This is a genomic window from Enterococcus plantarum (genome assembly GCF_001730295.1).
Taxonomy (GTDB): domain Bacteria; phylum Bacillota; class Bacilli; order Lactobacillales; family Enterococcaceae; genus Enterococcus_L; species Enterococcus_L plantarum.
The window spans coordinates 48,558-73,922 of record NZ_MIKA01000001.1 but is presented as its reverse complement, the minus strand read 5'-3'; the positions used below and the strand labels follow the sequence as shown (position 1 = coordinate 73,922).

Genomic DNA, 25,365 nt, shown 5'->3' with positions numbered 1-25,365 from the left:
TTGTGCCAAGAATTCGACTAATAAAATAAAACCAAATAATACCATTTAAAAAGCTAGGTTCTAAAATTAAAAAAACTGTTCCTATACCTACAAGTACTGGAAAAATCCAGTAGTTATTGATCTGTTTGAGAAGCTTCTTCCAGTGAAGCAGTCTCTTCTTCTCCTAATTGTAATTCAGCAAAGTATTTTTTGGATAACGTTACTTGATCTACCGTTGCGCCAACTTGCTCAATCAAGGCCATTGCATATTGGTCATTCCGATAATCTTTTAAATAATGAATTTTTTTGATTCCTGCTTGTAGAATCATTTTCGTGCATTGCAAACAAGGAAAATGAGTCACATAAATTTCAGCTCCATCTGTCGGGATACCAAATTTGGCACACTGTAAAATAGCATTCATTTCAGCATGAATCGTGCGAATACAGTGTCCGTCAACCATATAACAGCCATCATCAATACAATGTACGTCTCCACTAACCGACCCATTGTATCCCCCTGCGATAATTCGTTTATCTCTCACAACTGTTGCCCCAACTTCCAAACGTGTACAAGTACTTCTTAATGATAATAACACGCTTTGTGCCATAAAATATTGATCCCAAGGAATTCGTTCTAATGTCATTTTATTCTCCTTTTTTATGTAGTTATTGTCCAATTTATTTTTGCTGATTCTTTTGAATTAGTAATAGGATATACAAATAGTAAATTATAGAAAAAGTCTCGTCAAGAACCGACACATGATATTTATAAAATTGTTGCATCTTATATCGATTAACTCTCGTCAATTCTATGAAGTAATAGCATCTTTTAATTTTTCAAATGTTTTTTCACCAAAACCTGAGATATTCTTTATCTCTTCTATTGTTTTAAATCCATCATTTTCTTCCCTATAACGAATGATCTCTTGAGCTTTCTTTTGACCAACACCAGGCAACGTTTGTAATTCAGCTTCACTGGCTTGATTTAGATTGATTTTATTTACGTCTTCACTTTGACTCTCCTCTGACTGACTATTATTTTCGGCGCTTTGGGCTTCTTCACCTATCTCTGGTATGTAAATGACCATCTGATCGGCAATTCGCTCAGAAAAATTGACTCTTTTCGTATCCGCAATATCCTTCACCCCACCAGCAAGCATCACAGCGTCCCAGACGCGCATATTCAGAGTTCCTTCATACAATCCTGGTTTTTCTACAGCGCCCTTTATATCCACGTATATTTGTGCTATAGTTGATTCTTGATCGCTCGATTGAAGTGAACTCACCGAATTTGGAACCAATTCGTCTTCTGGTAACGTATCTTGACGAGAGTTAACAAGAACGATGACAATAACACTGCAAGTAATACTAAACAAAATAATACCGCTGATAATATACTGTTTGTATTGTTGTATTAATTTACGATAATCCATGATTTCCCCCCCTTCTAAATAAAGATACGCATTACTTTTTTATTTTCATGATTAAAAATAAAAAAATTCTTTGATTTCCCGATATTTATTAGGCTTTTGCAATAAAACAAAAAATGAACAACGAAGTTAACACCTCGTTGTCCATTTTTTTATTTTTCATTCAATGTTTCAAGATAATTTAAAGCATCTTGTACATTTTTTACAGGTACAATTTTCATTTTTGTTCCTATTTTTTCAGCGGCTGCTTTTGCCTCTTCGTAGTTTGTTTTAATTTCTGGTTCAGCTTTTTTCATTTCTTTCGTGATTTCGTCATCCGGTGCAAAGAAAATTTCTGTTCCATTGTTACTAGCAGTAACAACTTTTTTGTCAATACCACCTATTCGCCCAACGACTCCTTGAGTATTGATTGTTCCTGTACCAGCAATCTTATGTCCTTTACGAATCCCTTTTTGTATTAGTTGCTCATATGTCTCTAAGGTAAACATTAAGCCTGCTGATGGACCACCGATATCACCTGCATCTATTTCAACCGGAACCGTAGACTCAATTTCAGTATGATCAGTCAATCCGATGCCAATACCTGCCTTTTTATCGGTTGGTAATTCAATCAATTTACCTTCTGCTTTCTTAGCCTTACCATCTTGTAAGTAGCTTACAGTCACTTTTTGCCCAATTTTTTGTTTTTTTACATAGTCTACAAATTCTTCACTGCTTTTAAATGTATGTCCATCGATTCCTGTAACAGTATCTCCAACAGAAATTTTTCCTTTAAAACTTGAATTATCTTCTATTGCTAAAACATATACACCTTTGAAATTCATTTTGTAGGGTACATCAGCGAGTTTTAACGCCTGCTCAATTGCAGCATTTTTCGACGAATTCATATAATATTGCTGAATTCGATCATATTCACTACTTGTACTTGATCCCATCAATTCTTCTTTGCTTACTAGTTCTTCAAAAGTTGAAAATTTTGCTTTTAAAGCAGAACCTACTGTTGCTTTACGAACGCCAACAGTTGTTAAATAAAACGCACCTGGTTCCGTATCTTTTTTATTATTCACAGTCACAAAATCTTTTAAATTCTCCGTTGTACCAGGCCCTTCAATGTAAAAAGGAATTGGAAAGATCATTATAATAATCAACACTATAACGATAATAAAAGGGAGCGTCGACTTGATTGATAATTTTTCTTCATGTTCATTCTTCATTTCGTTTCATCTCACGATTCTTTTGATTTAGTGCTCGATTGACAGATTGAGGAAGATATTCAGAGACATCCCCGCCAAATTCCAGCATTTCCTTTAGTAAACTTGAACTGATGTGACCATAGGTTTCGTCAGCTAATAGAAAAACAGTTTCTAAATGAGGTGCTAAATGATGATTCATTCTCGCTATGTCTTTTTCATACTCATAGTCTTTGATATTTCTGATTCCACGAATTAAAAAGTTAGCACCTAATTCTTCAGCACTTTCAACAGTGAGTTTCTTTTCTTGAACGATAACTTCCACATTTTCTAAATGGGCAACAGCTTCCTTAATGAAGATAAGCTTTTCTTCTAAGGAAAAAAGAGCTGTTTTATTTGTATTGACAAAAACGCCTATAATGACTTTGTCGAACAACAGTGTACTACGTTCAATCATATTTAAATGGCCATTCGTCAATGGGTCAAAACTTCCAGGAAAAAGAGCAATTTTACTCATCGCTTACCTCCTGTTTATAAATCGTTATTTGAGTGATACCGTAGGTTGTTTCACGAGATTTTACACATGTACCAATGATTTCTGGAAGCTTCACAGATTTATCCGTCTCACAAACAATGATACCCACTTCACTTAGTAAATCTTGAGCAAGCATTTGTTCTATTTGCTCTTCGATTTCCTGTTTGGCATACGGCGGATCAAGTAACACCAAATCGACCGTTATTTCTTCTTCTTTTAAAAATAATAATGCTTTATTAGCATCCATTTTTTTTACGATAAACTTGTTTGGTTCTTTTGTTACTTCAATATTTTCCTTAATAATTTTAATAGCAGAAAAGTTTTTTTCAATACAAATCCCTAGATCCATTCCTCTGGACACAGCTTCGATCGCTAAACCGCCGCTTCCTGCATATAAATCTAACACCGTTCCACCATCAAAATACGGTCCTATCATATTAAAAATCGATTCTTTTACCTTATCCGTTGTAGGGCGTGTATTATCACCAACTAATGCTTTTAAACGTCGTCCACCATATTCTCCAGATATAACCCGCATTCTTTAAACGCTCCTTATCACTTAATGTACTTTAATAGTATATCAACTATACAGAAAAAAGATGAAAAATGTTTGAAGTTCGTACACATTTTTCATCTCAATTTTTACACATTTTCAGCTAAACGAATTTGAGTACTTAATTCTTCGACCTCAAAGCCTTCTTCTTTCTCGTACTGATACGCCGCTTTTGTTCCGATTTTTTCAGCAAAATTCATTTCCACATCTGGACGATAAGACCGTTCTACTTTCCGTACAAAATGCAAACCATTTATTTTAGCTTCTGAGCTTTCAATATCTTCTTCATTCATATAAAGCACAACATATTTCATCCGACGTGAGACATAATGAATCAATCCATAGCGTTTCAATGTCTTTAATTGCTTTAAACTGTATACAAAAACAACTAAACAACGACGTTTTTGAATGGTAAATTCTTTTTCTTCCTTAACTTGCATGACAATTACCTCCACACCCCGAATGTTTTCCCTTTTCAAAAAATGGATTTCCAGCGTCTACTTTGATATCAGCTGAAATTGTTTTCGCTACTGCCATACCCACTAAATCTAATATCGTTTGAACACCAGTTTCAGAGAATCGAAACTCAGCAACTTCTTCACTCAGATCTAACGCACGCTTCGCTTGGCGAACTGCTCGTTGTTTAGTGCGGAAATCCGGCGCATGGTTTCCATAAGCTTCGATGCGCTCGAAGGAATCTTTTGCCTCTAAAAATGCTTTTTGCTTCTCTCGGACGTCCTTAGATCCATACATTGCTTGACGATTTATTTTATAAGATTCAATGGTCTCACTTGCTAAAATGGCTTGAACAAGTTTTTCTGTCTGATCTTCTATTTCAAAAAGTTTTTCTGTCACTATCATACTTATTCACTTTCCTCTGTTTGAGTTATTTCTTTTTCAGTCTCTTGTAATAAGACTAACATACTTGCTTTAGAGAAAGCAACGCCAATGTGTTCATTTTCTTGATGAGCAAATCGAGAATGATATAATGAATCAGAAAACCATGAGAGCACAGTGAAGGTTGGATCATAAACGGGTTCTGTATACATCCCTGTTGCTTTTTTCTTGTCTAATTGACCCGCTTTTAATAATTTTTGGTATTCATCATTGGTCAGTGTAAACATGGTCTCAGAAGTCATTTGTTCTTTGCTATATTGCCAATTTTCTACTCGTTCTGTTGAAAGAACATTTTTAGAATTTTTATTTAATGTATCAAAAAGCTTTTGAGCATTTTTTTGACTTTCAGTATTCACACGATATGCTGGTAATCCTTCTGCAAGTTTCAACAAATTGATTGTTCTGAGCACTTGATTACTTGTGACAGCATCAAATCCAGGAGGCTGTTCTTTTACCGGAAAAGGCACAAGTTCACCTTCTACTAATTGGTATGGCATTAAGGTTAATAATGTTTTTTTATCTAAATAAGTAACTGCTGAAAGCTTACCTGTGCCATGATTGAAAAATAAAATAGCGAATGTTTTATTATCAAATGCAATCAGAGGACGATAATTCATATCTTCTTCCATTAACTCCACATTGTAGTTGGTTTCTTTGTATGTAAAGGCAAAATTCGAATAAATGGTCATCAATTCTGAAACATCAGACAACTTCATACCAATAGAAAATGGTAACGTTTCTTTTGAGTCATTCAATGCTTTGATTGAAGAGATTTTTTCGTTTTGAACATTCACTTCTAGATAATCTGAATCTTTCACACCATATATCCATAACTCATATCCCATAACTGTCATTTTTTTTTCAAGCGGTTCACCAAACTCAGTAACGAAATCAGTTGCTTTTTTTCCTATGTACGTAGCATAACCCGAAGTTGGTATTTCTTCATAAGGTAAAGCAGTATGGGAGGCAACTTGTCTCCCATGATCTGCTTCTTGCTGCATTTTTTCAGCAGGGAAAAAGACTGGCTGCAAATAGCCACCTACAATGACTATCAAGAAAACGCCTAAAAAAGCTAAAAATCGTTTCATCTTTTCCCCCACTTTTCGGTTAATTTTCTTTTACTTCTATCAACAGATCGCCTGAACTGATCGGTTCTTCTTCAAATACATAAATATGTTCAACAATCCCATCAAAACGAGCTTCAATAGTGGTTTCCATCTTCATCGCTTCTGTTACCAACAAAGCATCTCCTTTTTTAACCTTGTCCCCTTTTTGAACTAAAACTTGGAGAACAGAGCCTGACATTGTAGCACCGATTTGCTCTTTATTTGTTGGTTCTGCTTTGCGTTTTGCTTGGACAGAGGATTTGATAGAGGTATCTTTAATAACTACTTCACGTCGTTGACCGTTTAAATTAAAGAATAATACCCGGTTTCCTTCAATATCAGGGTCACCGATTTCATCTAAACGAATAATCAACGTCTTACCCTTTTCGATTTGAACTTCTACTGATTCACCTTGCCGAATTCCTTGGAAGAAGGTTGGCGTATCTAATAACGTCACATCACCAAAATTTTGATAAGAAGTACGATAGTCCAAGAATACCTGAGGATACATTAAATAACTCAATACCTCTTCTAGTTTTGGTTCATAACCAATTTTTTCAGTTAATTCTGCTTTTACCTTATCAAATTTTACAGGCGCTGCCAAACTTCCAGGCCTTTCTGTGAAGGCTGGACGTCCTTTTAGAATAATTCTCTGTAACTCTTTAGGAAACCCACCTACTGGTTGACCTAAGTCCCCTTGGAAGAAGGTAACGACTGACTCTGGAAAACTCAAGTCTTCTCCATTGGCATAGATTTCCTCTTCTGTTAGATTATTTTGAACCATGAATAATGCCATATCCCCTACGACTTTTGAAGATGGCGTCACTTTAACAATATCGCCAAACATTAAGTTGACAGTATGATACATTTTTTTGATTTCATCCCATTGGTGACCCAAGCCGACAGCCTTAGCTTGTTGTTGTAAATTAGAATATTGTCCACCTGGCATTTCATGCATATAAACTTCTGTTTGCGGTGCATTTAGGCCATTTTCGAATGATTGGTAATACATACGAACATCTTCCCAGTAATGGTTGATTTTTTGCGTATTATCGATGTTAACATCGGGGGTACGATCACCATTCACTAACGCATAATATAAACTGCTCATGCTAGGCTGACTTGTTGCCCCGCTCATTGCACTTGTAGCCACATCTACGATATCCACTCCAGCTTTAGTCGCAGCTGAATAGGTGATTATACCATTACCGCTTGTATCATGTGTATGCAAATGTATCGGTAAATCAGTCGTATCTTTTAACTCACTAATCAAACGATACGCTGCTTGTGGCTTTAATAAACCTGCCATATCTTTGATTGCAATAATATGAGCACCCATCTTTTCAAGTTCTTTGGCCATATTTTTGTAGTACTCAACATTGTATTTTGCTCTTGAAGGGTCATTGATATCCCCTGTATAACAAATAGCAGCTTCTGCAATCTTCCCGGTATCTCTAACGGTTTGAATACTTTTTTCCATCTGCGGTAACCAATTCAAACTATCAAAAATACGGAAAACATCAATTCCTTGTCTTGCTGACTCTTTAATAAATTCTTCGATTACATTGTCTGGATAATTTTGATAGCCAACCGCATTTGACCCTCTAAACAACATTTGTAATAATGTGTTCGGCATTAACTTACGAATTTTGCGTAGTCTTTGCCATGGATCTTCATTTAAGAAACGATATGCAACATCAAAAGTTGCACCGCCCCACATTTCACTCGAAAATAGCTCAGGCAACCCTTCGCCAGTTAAACGTGCGATTTCTTTGAAATCCTGTGTTCTTACTCGAGTAGCTAATAAACTTTGATGTGCATCGCGGAAAGTTGTATCTGTTAATAAAACATTTTCTTGTTTTTTGACCCATTCGATTACGCCTTGCGCTCCATCTGTATCTAAAACATTTTTTGCCGTTACATAATCATTACGTAACTCTAAATCAGTTGGTATACGCGGTGCATCAAAATATTTCTTCGTTGATTTTTCAATACCAGGAAATCCATTGACTGTAACTTCACCAATAAATTTCATTGTTTTATTCCCGCGATCTCTTAATTTAGGAAATTCGAATAATTGCGGTGTATTGTCGATAAAGGTAGTTTTTGCTTCCCCTGATTGAAATTCTGGATGGCCAATTACTTTGTGTAAAAATGGAATATTCGTCTTAACACCACGAATTCTAAATTCTCTCAAACTACGTTCCATCTTTTGAATCGCTTTTTCAAACGTAAAACCATGAGTACAAACTTTAACCAACAATGAATCAAAATAGGGCGTAACAACCGCACCTGAATAGGCATTTCCAACATCTAGACGGACGCCAAAACCACCTGGTGAACGATAAGTATCAATCTTACCAGTATCAGGCATGAAATGATTCAATGGATCTTCCGTTGTAATTCTGCATTGGATTGCAGCGCCATTTAGCGTAATATTTTCTTGTTGTGGAATTTTCATATCTTTATGAAGATCAAGACCTTGAGCAATCTGTAATTGTGAAACTACAATGTCTATATCTGTGACCATTTCAGTGATGGTATGCTCTACTTGAACACGTGGGTTCACTTCGATAAAATAAAATTGATCGCCCTCAACTAGAAATTCAACTGTCCCAGCATTTATATATTGAACGTGCTTCATTAATTGAACCGCAGCACCACAAATTTCTTTGCGTTTTTCTTCACTCATTGAAACACATGGAGCTACTTCCACAACTTTTTGATGACGGCGTTGAACAGAGCAATCACGTTCAAATAAATGAATCACATTCCCATGACTATCACCTAAAATTTGAACTTCAATATGTTTTGGATTGGAAATATATTTTTCAACATAGACTTCATCAGAACCAAAAGCTGCCTTAGCTTCACTTTTCGCTCGATCATACCCTTCTCTTGCTTCTTTTTCGTCATGAGCTACGCGCATGCCACGACCGCCACCACCAAGTGCCGCTTTGATCATAATCGGAAAACCATGTGTCCGACCAAAGTCCAAGACACCTTCTACTGTATCGACAGGACCATCTGAACCCGGTATCGAAGAAATCCCAGCAGCCACAGCGGCTTCTTTCGCTTTGATTTTATCGCCAAAAATGTCTAGATGATGCAGTGATGGCCCTACAAAAATAAGGCCTTCTTCTCTACAACGACGGGCAAACTCCAAATTCTCAGAAAGAAAACCATAACCCGGATGTATAGCATCAGCACCAGATTGTTTTGCAATTCTGATTATGTCTTCCACGTCAAGGTAGGCTTCTATTGGTTTTTTTCCCTTACCAACTAAATAGGCTTCATCAGCTTTAAAACGATGAACTGAATATTCGTCTTCTGCTGCATAGATTGCCACTGTCCCGATGTGCATCTCTGTACAGGCTCTAAAAATACGAATTGCGATTTCTCCACGATTTGCGACTAAAACTTTTTTCATTCTTTCACTCCTACCTGTTTATTTGACCTTCAATTATTAATTACCAAGTAATTGGTATTCTTGGTCCATTTTTTGTTTTTTTTCATCTGCACTGATATTCAATACGAATGCAACTGCAATTGAAATAATCAATACACTGTTCCCTCCTTGGCTTAGGAAAGGAAATGTTACACCTGTTAAAGGAATCACTCCAGTAATTCCGCCCAAATTGATAAAAACCTGCAACAACAACATTGTACCAATACCAATACACATTAGTGAATTGAACGGTTTTTTTGAGCGTACGCCAACTAAAATGATTCGCGCAATCATAAACATTAAAATTGCTAGTATGATTAGTGATACAAATAAGCCCAATTCTTCAATCGTTATAGCAAAAATAAAATCTGAATGTGCTTCTGGTAAAAATCCTTTTTTCTGAATGCTATTTCCTAAACCTTTTCCAAACCAGCTACCATTATTGATCGCGTAATAAGAATTTGCCAATTGATGCCCCGCATTCCGTTCATCTTTAAATGGATTTAAGAAAATGGCAAAGCGCGGATACACATATCGATATCTTTCTGGAATAATCTTTCCTCCAGTTAAAAGTAACGTTTGAATAACAGCAATACTACCCAAAATCCCAGCGCCGCCCACTATATATGTATACATATAATTTACGCCACTAGAGAGTATCATAATAATAACCAATAAGGTCAAAATGGCTGCGTTTCCGAAATCCGGTTGGATCGCAACAAGGAAGATTAAACAGCCCACCAAAAGCATCGGTCTAAACACTGCTTTTTTAAATTCTTTATCGATATATTTCTGTCTTCGGCCTAAAATATAGGCAAGATACCAAATCACCATTATTTTTAGATATTCAGCCGGTTGCATTGAGAACGAACCAATTTGAATCCAACCTTTAGCACCATTGATTTCTGAACCTAATGTCGTAAATCGAACGGCTAAGAGAAGAACCGAAATAACCACAATTGCAAACATAATAAAGCCTTTGACTTGAAAGACGCTTGTTTTCATCTTGTAAATAAAAAACATTGCTACTAAACTTAAAAGCCAAAATTGCAGTTGGGTGATAACCATTCCGGTCGGTGGCTTGCCTTGTGACACTAACAGAGAAGAAGTAGAACTGTAAACCATGATTAATCCCACTGCACTAAGAACCAAATAGGGAATCAAAATACTATAATCTAACAGATGCCTTTTTTTTATCTTGTTCGGCAAAGCTTAAACCTCCTTGCCAATCTCTTTTTTTTCTTGTGTTTCCTCATAAACGTCACTATATAATTGATTAAGTTCTTTTTCTAAATCACTTAGCATTTGATGTCCTTGTTTTGAACTTAAAATACCTAGTCGAATGGCATAAGTCACTTGACGAGAAAAACCATACATTTGCGTGTCTACGACTTCTTCAAACGCCTTACACTGGGAAATGCATAGGCTATTTTTTTGATTACGAATCAACATCATAATCCTTTGTGCATCATCGTTTAACAGCTGAACGGCAAAATCTTTTGAAATGGATTCCATTTGCACTAAACCTCCCATCTTAATTATGTAATTATAGCATAATTTGTCCCTTGATTAACAGAAATTTTCTGAAAATCACTCGTTTAAAAAATTTTTTTATGTTTAGCAAACAGAAATAAATGGAAATCTCATTGTTATGACAGTCTATTTCAAAATTGATCCAAAAATCAACTCTTTTATACTAGTCAGCTCTAACTGCTCGCTATCAATTTACGCCATATACAATTACGTAATAGATTACATAAAACCAACTCAACACCCCGTGAAACATTGCCCATAGAATACTATGCCAATTTACATACGAAATGACTAATGCTCATGCACCTCCAAATGAAATACCTGCTTTTGCACTTTCCTTCATCTTTGTTCCTCCTAAAATTCCATAAAAATAAATGACATAGATTTGATTAGGGAATCGAACCCGTTCATTCAACTATTTTATCCTTGATAAATTTCCAATAAATTCTACTATCAATAGTAACAGAATCTATTTTAAGAAGCTATCAAAGTATCTAGAAAAGGCTACTATTCACTTGCTTGTTATAAAAAAAGACCCTACAAAGTTAGAATTTCAGCTCTTTCTTTTAGGGTCTTTGCTATTCTGTTTATTTATTTAATTTATAATTGTGTTATTTTTTTAAATCTACAACCATTCTACCCTTGATTTTTCCTTGTTCCATTTCTTCAAAGATGTCATTGACTTCATGTAAACAACGAGTTTCCACAACGGGTACAACTTTACCTTCTGCTCCAAATTGGAATGCTTCTTCAAGATCTTTGCGTGTTCCAACTAATGATCCTACGATTTGAATTCCATCTAAAACAGTCTTAACAATTGCTAGATCCATCGTTTCTGGCGGTAATCCAACTGCAACTACTTTACCAGCAGCTCTTACAGAATCTACTGCTTGATTAAACGCAACTTTCGAAACAGCCGTAACAACTGCTGCATGTGCTCCGCCGACTTTCTCTTGAATCCACGCTCCAGCATCACCATCTGTTAATGGATTGCAAACTAAATCAGCACCTAATTCTTTGGCGAATTCTAATTTATCATCATTGATGTCAACAGCAATGACTTTAGCATTAAACACATTTTTAGCATATTGAATCGCTAAATTTCCTAAGCCACCAATACCGTAGATAGCAACCCATTGTCCTGGTTTTACATCAGAAACTTTGATTGCTTTGTAACACGTAACCCCTGCACATGAAATACTGCTGGCTTGAGCTGGATCTAGGCCTTCTGGTACCTTAACAGCGTAGTCTGCTTTAACAATACATTGTTCAGCCATTGCACCATCCACTGAAAATCCAGCATTTTTTACTTGGCGGCAGAACGTTTCACGGCCTGTGATACAATATTCGCAAGTGCCACATCCTTCAAAGAACCAAGCGATACTTACGCGGTCTCCTACTTTTAAACTCTCGACACCTGGAGCAATTTCTTTAACGATCCCGATTCCTTCATGACCAATCACTCGCCCTGGAACTTCACCAAAATCTCCGTGAGCGACATGCAGGTCAGTATGACAAACACCACAATATTCAACATCCACTAAAGCTTCACCAGTTTCAAGCGGTCTGATATCTAATTCCTTGATCTCTACTTTTCCATTATTTTCTTTCGTTACAACAGCTGCTTTCATTCTATCACTCCTGTGTTTTTTAATATATGGTAACAATTATATTGTACCATGTATGAAATCGTTTTAAAAGTCTTTTTGAGAAGAATTTCACAAATAATAAAAATTCGTTTAACACACATAAAAAAGAACCGAAATGAATCACTTTTCCTGATTCATTCCGGTTCTTGTATAAGTTATAATTAAAAAATTTAGATTGCTGTTGTTGCTCCACGGTATACAATACCACGACGAGGATCAACAGTGATCAATTCATCATTAGCAATTAAGTTTGTTGCATCCGCCGCCCCAACGATTACTGGAATATCTTTCGCAATTGCAACAACTGCTGCATGGGAAGTTAATCCACCTTCTTCAACAACCAACGCAATTGCTTTGTCGATTGCAGGCATATAATCTTTGTCAGTTGTTTTAACAACTAGAATAGAACCTTCTACTGCATTAGCAACTGCTTCTTCTGCTGTATTTGCTACAACTGCTTTAGCAATAACTGATGATTCACCGATTCCTTGACCTTGAACTAATTTTGATCCGATCATTTGGATCTTCATTAAGTTTGTTGTCCCTTTCTCACCTACTGGAACGCCTGCTGTGATAATGATTAAATCACCTTCACTTGCAAATCCTTCTTCTTGAGAAGTGCGTGTTGCTAAGTTGAACATTTCATCAGTGCTTGATGGTTTGTCAGCAACGGTTGCATAAACACCCCAAGATAATGATAAGCTACGAGCTTTTTGTTCTGAGAAAGTAATCGCAACGATATGAGATTTTGGACGATATTTAGAAATCATACGAGCAGTGTGACCTGATTCAGTTGCTGCTACGATTGTTTGGATACCCAAGTTACGTGCAGTATGTCCAACTGATTGACCAATCGCTTCAGCCATATCCGTTTTGCTGTAAAGTTTTAATGCAAATGAATCTTGGTTGATCAATGCTTCTTCAGTACGGACTGCGATACGAGCCATTGTTTGAACAGCCTCTAATGGGTAATCCCCAGCAGCTGTTTCCCCAGAAAGCATTACTGCATCTGTTCCGTCATAGATTGCATTCGCAACGTCATTTGCTTCCGCACGTGTTGGGCGCGGGTTACGTTGCATAGAATCTAGCATTTGAGTAGCTGTGATAACTGGTTTACCTAAAGCATTACATTTTTTAATCAAGTCTTTTTGAACAACTGGAACGTCTTCTGTTGGAATTTCAACACCCATGTCGCCTCGAGCAACCATTAAACCATCAGAAACTTTTAGGATTTCATCAATGTTATCGATACCTTCTTGGTTTTCGATTTTAGGAATAATTTGGATGTGTGTTGCATTTTCTTCTTCCAAAATTTTCGTAATTTCTAAAACATCAGTTGCACGACGAACGAAACTTGCCGCGATAAAGTCAACGCCTTGTTCGATACCAAAACGGATATCAGCAGCATCTTTATCTGTGATACCAGGAAGGTTTACAGAAACGCCAGGTACGTTAACACCTTTTTTATTTTTTAGAACGCCTTCGTTTTTAACGAGCGTAACGATTTCGTTAGCTGTACGGTCGATATCTGTTACTTCTAAGTCAATCAGTCCATCATCTAAAAGAATATGAGAGCCAACATTTACATCGTTGATTAATTCTGGATAAGTGATTGAAAACTTTTCGTTTGTTCCTAAAACTTCTGTCATAGAAAGGCGCACTGAATCACCAGTTCTTAATGTGATTGCCCCATTTTCCATTTCGTTTGTACGAATTTCAGGTCCTTTTGTATCAAGCAAGATTGCTACGCGTTTTCCTGTGATTTTTGCAGCCTTACGAATATTTTTAATGCGGTTACCATGCTCTTCAAAATCACCGTGAGAGAAGTTCAAACGGCAAACATTCATTCCTGCATTCATTAAGTTTACTAGCATGTCAACAGTTTCACTAGCTGGTCCGATCGTACATACGATTTTCGTTTTTTTCATTACCAAACGCTCCTATTCCATTTTTGTTTATACGTCATAAAGATTATCTATTTTCCTCAAGGGATACCTAAGATAGCTGAAATTGCTCAGCATATCTTTAGAAAGAAATCTCTTGATTTAAATCATAAAGTGATAAGTCAGGTTTATGTTTGTGATTTTCCAATGTCTCAACGATATCTGCTGAGACAACTTGGTTATCCAGCATCCCGATACATTGTCCGCCAATTCCTGCTTTTAACAATTCAACTGCATACGAACCGAATTTACTTGCTAATACGCGGTCGCGAGCACTTGGTGAACCGCCACGGACAACATGTCCTAAAATAGAGACACGTGTGTGGAAATCGCCATGTTCAGAAAGTTTATCAGCAAATTCATTACCACCCATTACGCCTTCTGCTAGGATGATCAAGCAATGTTTCTTGCCGCGATCGCGTCCTTCTCTGATGCGTTTAGCAACATTGACCATATCAAAGTCATGTTCTGGAATGATAATTTCGTCAGCTCCACCGGCAACACCTGACCAAAGGGCGATATCACCTGCACCACGTCCCATTACTTCAATAACGAAAGTACGCACATGTGATGTTGCTGTGTCACGGATACGGTCGATTGATTCTAACACTGTATTAATTGCTGTATCAAATCCAATCGTAAAGTCGGTTCCTGGAATATCATTATCAATCGTTCCTGGAATACCTACAGCTGGGAAACCGCGTTTTGTTAGTGCCATCGCGCCATGGTAAGAACCATCTCCACCAATAACAACTAAACCTTCAATCCCAAATTTTTTCAATTGTTCGATTCCTTTTAATTGCCCCTCTTCTGTTGCAAACTCTGGATAACGGGCAGAATATAAGAATGTTCCTCCACGTTGAATTTTGTCACCAACATCAGCAATGTCTAAACGGCGAATGTCACCTGCCACCAAACCTGCAAAACCATAGTTTATTCCATAAACCTCGATTCCGTCAAAAATCCCTTTACGTACCACTGCACGAATTGCAGCGTTCATTCCTGGGGCGTCTCCCCCACTGGTTAAAATACCGATACGTTTCATTCGTTCTTTCACCTCATATATTATACTTTTAAGCTGTAACAAATTTAGTCACAGTTATTCATTACTCAAAAATATTACGTCACTCATTTTACCATTAATAGTGCAAAATGTCTTGATTTAAGAAGAAATAATTGAAAAAAGATGAAAACAATTAGTATTTTTTACCGTAAATTATTTGAAAACAACATTTTGGTTCCCTAAAATCGCCTCTAATTGTTTTTTTACACTTAGCGTATCCGCTACCCAATTCTCTTCTCCTAAGACTACTTTTTTACCATTTTCTTCAAAGTAAATAATTACTGGCGTATTGCCTTTATTTTGTTGAATGACCTCGTGGACACTTTGCAACACTTCTTTCTGATCTTTCGCCGCAACAATTTTTAAATAACAAGTTGTTGCACTAATACTGTTTTCAATAGCACTAGCTTTTTCAATTTGATTTACCAACAATTGAAGTTCTTGATTGTAATTACTTTTTTCTACTTTGCCTTCTACAAAATAGACTTGATTTTTTTCAACAGTTTGACGAAGTGTTCTGAATACTGTCGGGAAAAGTGTTAAAGAGAGTGATCCAGTTAGATCATCACCTTCCACAAACGCCATTTGTTCGCCTTTTTTTGTACGGATCACTCGGCTATCTTTTACATAAATCAATAAACGTGCCGTTTGATTTTCCACGACATCGCTAACTAACATCACTTGCTTAGCTAAACGTGTCTTCTTAAATTCCTCTGTAGGATGTCCTGATAAATAAACACCTAAATATTGTTCTTCCTGCTCCAGTTTCTCTTCCAACGTATAATCAGCAACTTCTACTTCTTTCAGTTTCAGCGTATCTTCTAAAAGATTCATACTGCCACCACTATAAATGATGTTTTGAATTTCACTGTCTAAACTAACCGCTAACTGACGACGATTTGCTTGTAGTCCATCAAAGGCCCCAATTGCAATGAGCGGTTGAATATTATCAGCTTTCAGCCACTTCCGATCAATACGTAGTAAAAATTGCTCAAACGATTTAAATGGACCACGTTCTTTACGCTCATCTATAATATTTTGGATAAAATCTCTCCGTATTCCTTTTAATGAGCTAAAACCAAACATGATTTGGTCATCATTATTTAAGTAAAAGCTGTATTGACTAGAATTGATAGACGGTTGTACAATCACCATTTTGTTTTTCCGTGCTTCTCCAATATATTCTTTGATTTTAGTGGGGTTATGCCTTACTGAATGAAGAATCGCAGCATAAAAAGCCCCTGGAAAATGGACTTTTAAGTAGGCCATTTGGAATCCAATAAAAGAATAAGCAAACGCATGGGATCGATTAAAACCGTAGTTAGCAAATCGCTCAATATAATCGTAGATCGTCATTGCAATTTCCTTGCTGTGTCCTTGATTCATCGCCCCTTCAACGAAATGTTTTCGTTCTTCATCCAAGACATCTTTTTTCTTTTTACTAACGGCACGGCGTAAAATATCTGCTTGTCCTAAACTAAAGCCTGCCATTGTAGAAGCAACTTGAATAATTTGCTCCTGATACACAATAATACCGTACGTATTCTTTAAAATCGGCTCTAAAACAGCATCGGGATAATCAATTGGTTCTTGACCTTTTTTTCGACGGATAAACAAATCGATATTTTGCATCGGACCAGGACGATACAAGGCGTTGACAGCCGCAATATCTTCAATACTTGTTGGACCGAGTTTGCGGAGAACATTTCTGATACCAGCTGATTCAAATTGAAAAACGCCACTTGTTTCTCCTCGTCTAAATAAAGATAACGTCTTTTCATCATCTAAAGGAATTTGATTTAAAATCACTTCTTTTTTATAGACACGCTTGATTGACTTGATTGTGTTATCTATGATCGATAAATTTCTCAATCCTAAGAAGTCCATTTTTAATAGACCAATTTTCTCAACGTCATTCATAGTAAATTGTGTTAGAAAAATGTCATTTGAACCCGGTTGTAACGGGACGATATCTAAGAGGTCTATATCACTGATCACCACTCCAGCTGCATGGGTTGAAACATGTCGTGGCAACCCTTCTAAACGAATAGCCGTATCATATAACAAACGATTTGTCTCCGAAGAATTCACTAACTCAACAAGATTTTTTGACTCTGCATACGCTGTTTTCAAGGTCATTTTCAATGCACTTGGCACCGCGTTGGACCAACGATTTGATTCACTTTGAGATAGGCCAAAAACTCTGGCAACATCTCTTAAAACCATTTTTGCCGCCATCGTACCAAACGTAGCAATTTGTGCCATATGATAGTGTCCATATTTTTCACGAACATATTGCAACACTTCTTCACGACGATTATCTGGAATATCTAAATCTATATCGGGCATTGAATGTCGTTCTGGATTTAAGAACCGTTCAAATAGTAAGTCGTATTTAATGGGATCAACATCTGTGATTGATAATACATAGGATACTAAAGATCCTGCCGCAGAACCCCGCCCAGCCCCTGTCACAATTTTTTTGTCATGAGCAAATGCCATTACGTCCCAAACGATCAAGAAATAATCATCAAATCCCATTGTATGGATAATATCAAGCTCTTTTGCTAATCGATCTTCATATTCAACCGTAACATCCGAAATTCGTTCAGGCAGTTTCTTCAAGCATAACTCTTTTAAAAATTCTCCTGCTTGTCTTCCTTCTGGAATCGGATAATGTGGTAGTAAACGTTGATGCAACGGAATCTCCACATTACAAGAATCAACAAGTTTTTCGGCGTTATGAAGGGCTTGTTCATTAATTTTCAAATGTAATTGTTCGGCAACATCTGCCTGATTTCTTAGATAAAATGGTCCTTCAATTTCAGTTTCTTCAGCATTTAATGCCATTTGTTGTCCTTGATTAATGTGTGCTAATACGTTTAAGGCAAATCCATCTTCTCGATTTAAATAACGTGTTTCTTGCAAAGCAAGTAGTGATTGTTTTTTTGCTTCATAAAACTTAAAAAGTGCTGGATCAGTTTCCGGATTACAGGTAAATGAGGCCCCCGCAAAAAAAGAGTCTGGCTCAAATAATTGGATTAGCTGATCTAAACTTTCAGCCGCTTCTGTTTCACTTCTTTTTAGGGCAAAAGCCACTTCGCTTTTATCGGAGGGTATCACAGCAAATAAATGAGTGAAATATTCTTTGATTTCATCTAAATAGAACATTCTTTCGCTATTCATCTTTGCAGTTGAGATTCGCATTAAATGTTGATAGCCAACTAAATCTTTTGCATACAGTACAATCTGTGCTAGCTGTTCAGACTTTTGTGGGGTATATTCTAACGTCAATCCAATAATTGGTTTAATAGCTTCCTTTTTACAGGCTTCAAAAAATTCGATTGCCCCATGAAGTACATTGATATCCGTAATTCCTAAAGCTGTATACCCTAGTTTTTTTGCTTGTTTCACTAATTCTTGAATACGAATGGTACTGGAAAGTAATGAATAGGAAGTGATTGTATATAATTGTGGAAAGGGCATAGGACATCTCCTTTTACGTGTGATGGTTTTAAAATAAAAATGAATCTTTCAATTTCTTTACATTTATAAAAATTGTGCTAAACTATAGCTAGAAAAGAGGTGCAATCCATGCGTTACATTCTTGTATTGTTGTGGTCCTTTTTACTAGGACAAGTGGTCGGCTATATCGGCGGTGCCTTAAACGGCGGAAGTTATGATTTTATGCTGACAACAATTATGTCATTGATTACCGGTGTGATTATCTTATTAATTGGTCAATTTGCATTACCAAAAAAAGAAACCACTAAAAGTGCTCAATAACTCTCAGACTACTGACTTAAGCTAATTTTTTATTCGCTTTTAGCTCACTGTCTATAACTTAACATCATGATTATAAAAAAACCAGTTACTACAAACATTGTAACTGGTTTTTTTATGTTTTCAACTGTTTATAGACTTTTATTTAAAATTTTTCGGAAATTGAACAATGATAGACAAATATTCCCCAGTACAAAACAAGCTGTTACAATAAACACTGCGCTATACCCCATACCATGAGCCACGGTGGACCCAATCATTGGACCCAAAACTTGTCCGAAATTACTAAACATTTGGTTATAACTGTAAACACGACTAACTCCTTCAGATGGCGTAATTTTGCTGATCAGCGTGTTGATAGATGGCATTAATGCTCCCGTTGAAAATCCTAAGAAGAAGCGTAATAATCCTAATTGAAAGGGAGTTTTAACAAACGCCATAGGAAGATAACAGATCATTGATAAAACCAAACCAGCTAATAAAACCTTATGATTACCGATCTTATCCCCTAATTTCCCTAAAACTGGCGAAGAAATCACAGCTGAAACACCAGCAACTGAAACAATTAAACCACTAATGAATAAGATATTGCTAGTATCGTGACTCAAAGAACGAATGTATAACGTTAAAATCGGACTAATACTCGTAACACCAATTTGTAAAATCAATGTTGTAATGAATAAACCAATCAAAATAGAAACATGGTCCATCTTTGCAAAAATCTCTTTTGTACTTAACAAGTCTTTCTTCTCAATTGGTTGGAAGTCTTCTTTTACCATAAAAATCGTTAGTAAGGTCGTAATCAACAACACTACTCCAGTAATGATAAACACATTTTCCATCCCAAACCATTGAGCGAGTGCCCCACCAATCGAAGGCCCAATCAAATTTCCAGCAATAGCTCCTGTTGATAAGGTTCCTAAAGCCCAACCACTTTTTTCTTTTGGTGCTTGTGATGCAATCATTGCAGTTGCGTTTGGAATATATCCAGATAGAATACCATTAAAAAAGCGCATAATCAAAAGCCAATAAACATTTGGTACAAATGCTAGAGATCCCATCGTGATCGTCATACCAGCTGCTGCTCGAATCATCATCAGCTTCCGACCTTTTCTATCTGCTAAATTCCCCCAAATAGGTGCCACAATCGCTGCGGCAAATGCAGTAACCGAAATAGCAAGTCCAGAAAATAGCTCGACCTGATTCTTAGGCGTTCCTAATTGTTCGACATAAACAGGAATAAAAGGCATGACTAAACTAATACTTGCCCCAGTAAAAAAGCACCCTAGCCAAGCAACCATCAAATTCTTTTTCCAATCAATTTTCATCTTAATGCACACCTCACAAGTTCTTCACTATTAACTATACTCCAAATATTCTAATCACTCAAAAAATTTTACGCAAGTCATTAAAAAAAGCCCAACTGTCTAAAAAAACAGTTGGGCTTTATCAAGTAAAAGTAGCTTATAAAATTGCCAAAATAATGAAGTTCAAGATAAATAAGGCATTAACTACCCAAAGAATCGGTGAAATTTCTCTGAATTTTCCTTTTGCAACCTTCACGATTGCATAAAAAATAAATCCTGCAGCAATACCATAAGAAATGCTATAACATAGTCCCATAAAAATAGAGGCAAAAAACGCTGGAATTGCTTCTTCTAAATCGGTCCATTCGATGTCTTTAAATGAAGCAAGCATCATTACACCCACTAAAATCAAAGCTGGAGCAGTTGCTTGTGCTGGCACAATCGCAATCAGTGGTGAAAGCAAACTGCTTAAAGCGAACATCGCCGCAACTACAACAGAAGTTAAACCAGTCCGCCCGCCAGCACCGATCCCTGCCGCACTTTCTACATAAGTCGTAGTATTAGATGTTCCAAAAACTGCACCGATCGATGTTGCAATCGCATCTGCAAATAAGGCTTTATCCATTTTTGTAGAAAAACCTTTACTGTCTTCCAATGCCAACTCGTCTTCTTTAGAAAATATTCCTGTACGACGACCTGTTCCAATAAAAGTACCGATCGTATCAAATGTATCTGACAAACTAAACGCAATAACCGTCATCAAAACTTGAGGAATTTTCGAAGCATCATTGAACAATGACTGCATTCCATCAGCACCAAATGCTGCACCAAAAGTCGTTCCTAATTCCCTGATAGAATTCCCTAAAGAATTTGCTTGCCAATCAATTGCTGACAAATCAACAACTCCTAGCGGGATTGCAATGATTGTTGTAGCTACAATACCAACCAAAATGGCGCCACGAACATTTAACACAACTAAGACCGTAGTTAAAACTAAACCGATAATTGCTAATATAATTTCTGGATTATTAAAGTTACCCAAAGCTGGAACAATACTATTGCCATTAACCATTCCCTTTGTAGGTTCTGCTTGAATTGTAAAGTCTAATAATTTTGCATTTTTAATTCCCACATACGCTACAAAAATTCCAATACCTCCACCGATTGCATGTTGCATACTTTCCGGTATCGCCTTGATGATCATTTTACGGATTTTAGTTACGGTGATCAGGACATTGATTAATCCGCAAATAAAAACCATTGCTAATGCTTGCTGCCACGTATAGCCTAAACCAAAAACGACTGTAAACGTAAAAAAAGCGTTTAACCCCATACCGGGTGCCTGAGCATACGGAACGTTTGCAAACAGACCCATGATCAAAGTTCCAATAATTGAAGCAATAATTGTTGCTAAAAATACCGCTTGAAATGGCATTCCTGTTTGGGATAAGATTGATGGATTTACAAATAAAATATAGCTCATCGCAAAAAATGTCGTTACCCCTGCTACCATTTCAGTTGAAACAGTTGTGTTGTTTTCCTTTAATTTGAAAAACTTTTCCATGAAATTAACTCTCTCCCTTTAGACAAAATTTTATCAGGATGATTCGGTTCGCTCATTGAACAAATTATTTACTGAGCCAACTAATTGTAATGAATAAGTGCATTTTTCGATTCCCTGATGAATACTTTTAAAGTATAAGGTAGAGTGTGATTGATTTCAACAAATTATTAACTTTTATTCGGAATTTCGTATTAATCGTTCGTGTTTCTCCGCATTATTGTTGATAGCGTATAAAAAACCTTGCAGTAGCAGATTATGTATTGCGACTGTAAGGCTTTTTCATTCTATCGTTTTTTCCTTTTTAACATCATAATAACACCCGCACTTATTGTCAGTGTTCCAAATAAAAATGGTAAGATTGTTTGTTTTTCACCCGTTTTAGGTAATTCTTTTTTAGTTTTCGTTTCAAAAATGTCCGTAGTATTAGTCGTTTCTAAAAAGATTTCTCTCTTAGGTAAAATTTCGATTGGAAAGGTTACTTGATTTTTAGCCTCATCCAATACTAGCGCAGTCAATTTCTTTTTGCCTAGGAGTTTTAATGAAGAAACGTTAATTTTAATTCGACCTTCTGGATCAGCTTGCCCTGTTAAATCGGCTTTTGGAAGCTCTGCTGTCCTCGTTTTCGCTTGGGGAAATTCACCATCGTAGAGTAAAATCGTCGCATTTGGCAATGTTACACCTCTCAAAAGTTCGTCATCTTCATATAATGGATCAAAAATGGTTGCTTTTTTGATTTTGTCTTCCGATTCATTTGAAATTTGATTTTCTGGTTCTGCTAATTTTTTACGATTTTCAACTGATGCTAAAATGAGTTCTCCAGCAGCTTCTTTACTTTCGATATAGTCAATAAATGTTTCTGTATCTGGCTTAATAGCATTGACTAAGTTGGCCTCAGTAAATCCTTTGAACCCATCACCACCACCATATAAAAAGTCATTGATTACAACAAGATACGTTTGATCTGCTTGAATCGGAGTACCATCTTTTTTAAGTATATCTTGAACTTTAAATGGGTGGTCTTTATTCTCTGATGCTATATAAGTATAAGACAAACCAGAAATTTGTAGGAAATAACGTTCTTCTTCATCATACTGTTCATTCAGTACTTGCTCAACTTGGGCTCCCGTCATTTCGACCACTTGCATGATGTTCCCAAAGGGCTGTACTGCCTGTGCTGCCCCCCATGTAATATCACGATTTTCATTCACTACTAAGTCAGCACGAATACCACCGTTGTTTGTCATAGCAAAATCTGCATTGATTCCTTGAGCTTTAGCCATCTCAACTTGACCATCTGTAATTAAATTCCCTAGCGGTGATTCTTTTGATGCATTGAGTTCACGAGTGATTGCGCCATTTTCTTTAGCTGTTCCAATCTTCTTGTTCGTGACCTCTGCTACACGTTCTTCGGCATCCTTTACGATTGCCTCAACTTTTTTGTCAATTTTAGGCGCGTCTTTTGCAGCTGGATCAACTGGCATGACCTTCGCTTCAGGGGTTGTGACAAAATCATTGGTTCGAGGATCAAGGGTTCCTTGTAGGTCCACATAACCTTTTCCTTGTGCAGTAGACTGAACAACTCTTGTTTTGTTGACTACACCATTTGTATATTGATGATTATGTGCTGCAAAAAAGGCATCTACACTATGCTCGGGATAAATTTTATCAACTTTTTCTAGAATTACCGCAGCGTCCCCATTCACTTTATTCGCTTTACTTGTGGCAGGGATATGACCCAAAACGATTATCGCATTCACGCCTTGTTCTTTCAGTATACTGGAATAGTAAGCAATTGTTTCTGCTTCATCTAAAAAATCATACGATTCATAATGTTCCTTTAGAACCAAATTAGGAATTTCGGTAGTGACCACACCAATAAATCCGACTTTTACTTTATTTTTTGCGGTTCCTACTTCTTTGATTGTATAGGGCTTCCAATCGAAAGGAATCTCTTGGGTCCCCTTTTTTACAACATTTCCGATCACAATCTCAGTTTTTGAAGCGGCTCTTGGATAAGCCATTAAAATACCGTAAGGATCATCTTTGGGATTTTCGCCTATCATAATCCGGTTAAACTCTTGAAGTCCTTCATCAAACTCATGATTCCCTATAGTCCCTACAGAAAAATTCATTTGATTCAATACGTTGACTGTCGGTTCATCTTGAAGAAGACCTGAACTTGCCGGACTTGCTCCAACCATATCTCCAGCCTGTACACGTATTGTTTGACCACCGTGATGAACAGTTTCAAACTGCTCCTGTGCACGATTCAAATAACCTGCCAACAGTGGAGCTGTTCCTGTATTTGCTACTTTATTGTTTGCATCATCAAAGAATGAGCCCGTCGTATTAAGCGCCCCATGAAAATCATTGATTCCCAAAATTTGAAAAGGAATTTTTTCAGCTTGTGAATCTTTTGCAACCACTCGACTACTTTGCTCTATTTCATTAGCTGTTTGTGCACCAGCAATCGTGCTAGTCTCCAAAACAGTACTGATTCCCCCGATAGTACTTAAAATAGTGAACAAAGTGATTTGCCACTTTTTCATCTTTATAGCTCCTTTTTAGTTATTTCCAAACACACTTAGCTAAAGAGTAACAATTTTCTCACACGCTGTCAACATAGCGTTTACAACGTATCTATCGTTTTCATTTTGTTTATTCCTACTATGGTGGCCAATAAAATTAGTTGAAGCCCAGTGAATAAAAAGATAAACAGTAACTTATCAAAAGACCAATTAAAAAAAATAATCTTTAACGTTTGCACTGGTTTCGTAAATAGATGGATACTATGTAATCGGTCAAATCGTCCAACAAAAATTGCTACACTAGATAGTATAGTAACAAGGAACAAGAAGAAAAATTCTTGCCATTTTTTGTGCAAACTATTTCTTCGAATACATTCATTTAATGTTGTAAAGATTGTTGCCATCCCAAAAAGACCATAGACACAAATTCCTATAGTCAATAGACTAAAAGAAAACCAATCAGACAGATTTAGAATAAAAACTTGGTTCATCCCCCGATAAAGCGATAACTTTTCGAGATGAAAAAAATCGGTGAACAAATAAGGCGCATTAGGATAAAACAATAACCATAACATCCCTAGTAAGATAAAAAGACGATTACTGACCTGTTTAAAATGAAAACTTATCTCCAGTGGAATATAAGCCAACAAGACATTCAGTGCCATAAAATGATACATATTTGAAAAAAACAACATGTAGACACAATAGATGATTGTCGCTATTCGTAACGGCCAGCGATACGTTTGAGTCAAACTCCTCACACTCCTTTTTCCATTTAGTGTATCATAAAATAATTTTTTTCTAAAATTTTCTTGAAAACTTGTCATTCTTTTTTTTTATGCTAGACTAGGTTAAAG

20 protein-coding genes are annotated in these 25,365 nt (G+C 36.5%); 1 reads left to right on the top strand and 19 read right to left on the bottom strand.

Going from position 1 to position 25,365, the window contains the following annotated elements; genetic code table 11:
• Nucleotides 1-113: 113 nt before the first annotated feature.
• The 15 genes from BCR22_RS00315 to dnaE all read right to left on the bottom strand — a co-directional run bounded on the left by BCR22_RS00315 (nucleotide 114) and on the right by dnaE (nucleotide 18,812).
• Nucleotides 114-623: a ComE operon protein 2 gene (locus BCR22_RS00315; RefSeq protein ID WP_069653010.1), complete on the bottom strand. Its 510-nt coding sequence runs from the start codon at nucleotides 621-623 to the stop codon at nucleotides 114-116.
• Nucleotides 624-788: 165 nt separating this feature from the next.
• Nucleotides 789-1,412, bottom strand: a complete 624-nt coding sequence (locus tag BCR22_RS00310) for a helix-hairpin-helix domain-containing protein (protein WP_069653009.1) — start codon at nucleotides 1,410-1,412, stop codon at nucleotides 789-791.
• 149 nt (nucleotides 1,413-1,561) lie between these two features.
• The gene (locus BCR22_RS00305) at nucleotides 1,562-2,623 is read right to left on the bottom strand and encodes a SepM family pheromone-processing serine protease (protein WP_069653008.1); all 1,062 of its coding nucleotides are present in this window, start codon (nucleotides 2,621-2,623) and stop codon (nucleotides 1,562-1,564) included.
• The gene (coaD, locus tag BCR22_RS00300) at nucleotides 2,613-3,116 is read right to left on the bottom strand and encodes a pantetheine-phosphate adenylyltransferase (RefSeq protein WP_069653007.1); all 504 of its coding nucleotides are present in this window, start codon (nucleotides 3,114-3,116) and stop codon (nucleotides 2,613-2,615) included. The genes BCR22_RS00305 and coaD overlap by 11 nt, the downstream gene beginning before the upstream one ends.
• Nucleotides 3,109-3,672 (bottom strand): 16S rRNA (guanine(966)-N(2))-methyltransferase RsmD, encoded by a 564-nt coding sequence (rsmD, locus tag BCR22_RS00295; RefSeq protein ID WP_069653006.1) that lies wholly within the window; start codon nucleotides 3,670-3,672, stop codon nucleotides 3,109-3,111. Before rsmD ends, coaD begins: the two co-directional genes overlap by 8 nt.
• 104 nt (nucleotides 3,673-3,776) lie before the next feature.
• Complete coding sequence (locus BCR22_RS00290) at nucleotides 3,777-4,127, bottom strand: YlbG family protein (protein ID WP_069653005.1); 351 nt, start codon at nucleotides 4,125-4,127, stop codon at nucleotides 3,777-3,779.
• Nucleotides 4,117-4,548: a YlbF/YmcA family competence regulator gene (locus BCR22_RS00285; RefSeq protein WP_069653004.1), complete on the bottom strand. Its 432-nt coding sequence runs from the start codon at nucleotides 4,546-4,548 to the stop codon at nucleotides 4,117-4,119. Before BCR22_RS00285 ends, BCR22_RS00290 begins: the two co-directional genes overlap by 11 nt.
• Nucleotides 4,549-4,550: 2 nt before the next feature.
• Nucleotides 4,551-5,672: a CAP-associated domain-containing protein gene (locus tag BCR22_RS00280; RefSeq protein ID WP_069653003.1), complete on the bottom strand. Its 1,122-nt coding sequence runs from the start codon at nucleotides 5,670-5,672 to the stop codon at nucleotides 4,551-4,553.
• A gap of 19 nt (nucleotides 5,673-5,691) precedes the next feature.
• Nucleotides 5,692-9,120 (bottom strand): pyruvate carboxylase, encoded by a 3,429-nt coding sequence (locus BCR22_RS00275; RefSeq protein WP_069653002.1) that lies wholly within the window; start codon nucleotides 9,118-9,120, stop codon nucleotides 5,692-5,694.
• Nucleotides 9,121-9,156: 36 nt separating this feature from the next.
• Nucleotides 9,157-10,347 carry an FtsW/RodA/SpoVE family cell cycle protein gene (locus BCR22_RS00270; RefSeq protein ID WP_069653001.1) on the bottom strand — a complete coding sequence of 397 codons (1,191 nt, stop codon included), beginning with the start codon at nucleotides 10,345-10,347 and terminating at the stop codon, nucleotides 9,157-9,159.
• A 3-nt stretch (nucleotides 10,348-10,350) separates the two neighbouring features.
• On the bottom strand, nucleotides 10,351-10,653 hold the full coding sequence (locus BCR22_RS00265; RefSeq protein ID WP_069653000.1) for an Fpa/YlaN family protein: 303 nt from the start codon (nucleotides 10,651-10,653) through the stop codon (nucleotides 10,351-10,353).
• Between the two features lie 629 nt (nucleotides 10,654-11,282).
• The gene (gene adhP, locus BCR22_RS00260) at nucleotides 11,283-12,302 is read right to left on the bottom strand and encodes an alcohol dehydrogenase AdhP (protein ID WP_069652999.1); all 1,020 of its coding nucleotides are present in this window, start codon (nucleotides 12,300-12,302) and stop codon (nucleotides 11,283-11,285) included.
• Between the two features lie 188 nt (nucleotides 12,303-12,490).
• Nucleotides 12,491-14,248: a pyruvate kinase gene (pyk, locus tag BCR22_RS00255; RefSeq protein WP_069652998.1), complete on the bottom strand. Its 1,758-nt coding sequence runs from the start codon at nucleotides 14,246-14,248 to the stop codon at nucleotides 12,491-12,493.
• Between the two features lie 97 nt (nucleotides 14,249-14,345).
• Nucleotides 14,346-15,308 (bottom strand): 6-phosphofructokinase, encoded by a 963-nt coding sequence (gene pfkA / locus BCR22_RS00250; protein ID WP_069652997.1) that lies wholly within the window; start codon nucleotides 15,306-15,308, stop codon nucleotides 14,346-14,348.
• Between the two features lie 171 nt (nucleotides 15,309-15,479).
• Nucleotides 15,480-18,812 carry a DNA polymerase III subunit alpha gene (dnaE, locus tag BCR22_RS00245; protein WP_069652996.1) on the bottom strand — a complete coding sequence of 1,111 codons (3,333 nt, stop codon included), beginning with the start codon at nucleotides 18,810-18,812 and terminating at the stop codon, nucleotides 15,480-15,482.
• 108 nt (nucleotides 18,813-18,920) lie between these two features.
• On the opposite strand from dnaE, the gene BCR22_RS00240 reads away from it, so the two are divergent.
• Entirely contained in the window at nucleotides 18,921-19,112 is a 192-nt protein-coding gene (locus BCR22_RS00240; protein WP_069652995.1) for a YjzD family protein, read from the top strand.
• A 128-nt stretch (nucleotides 19,113-19,240) separates the two neighbouring features.
• On the opposite strand, the gene BCR22_RS00235 is transcribed toward BCR22_RS00240, so the two are convergent.
• The 4 genes from BCR22_RS00235 to BCR22_RS00220 form a co-directional block, all read right to left on the bottom strand.
• Complete coding sequence (locus BCR22_RS00235) at nucleotides 19,241-20,437, bottom strand: multidrug efflux MFS transporter (protein ID WP_069652994.1); 1,197 nt, start codon at nucleotides 20,435-20,437, stop codon at nucleotides 19,241-19,243.
• A 136-nt stretch (nucleotides 20,438-20,573) separates the two neighbouring features.
• Nucleotides 20,574-21,980 carry an NCS2 family permease gene (locus BCR22_RS00230; RefSeq protein WP_069652993.1) on the bottom strand — a complete coding sequence of 469 codons (1,407 nt, stop codon included), beginning with the start codon at nucleotides 21,978-21,980 and terminating at the stop codon, nucleotides 20,574-20,576.
• Between the two features lie 284 nt (nucleotides 21,981-22,264).
• Nucleotides 22,265-24,529, bottom strand: coding sequence for a bifunctional metallophosphatase/5'-nucleotidase (locus BCR22_RS00225; protein WP_069652992.1), 2,265 nt, complete (start codon nucleotides 24,527-24,529; stop codon nucleotides 22,265-22,267).
• A gap of 80 nt (nucleotides 24,530-24,609) precedes the next feature.
• Nucleotides 24,610-25,203, bottom strand: coding sequence for a DUF1361 domain-containing protein (locus BCR22_RS00220; protein ID WP_069653199.1), 594 nt, complete (start codon nucleotides 25,201-25,203; stop codon nucleotides 24,610-24,612).
• Between the last annotated feature and the right edge of the window lie 162 nt (nucleotides 25,204-25,365).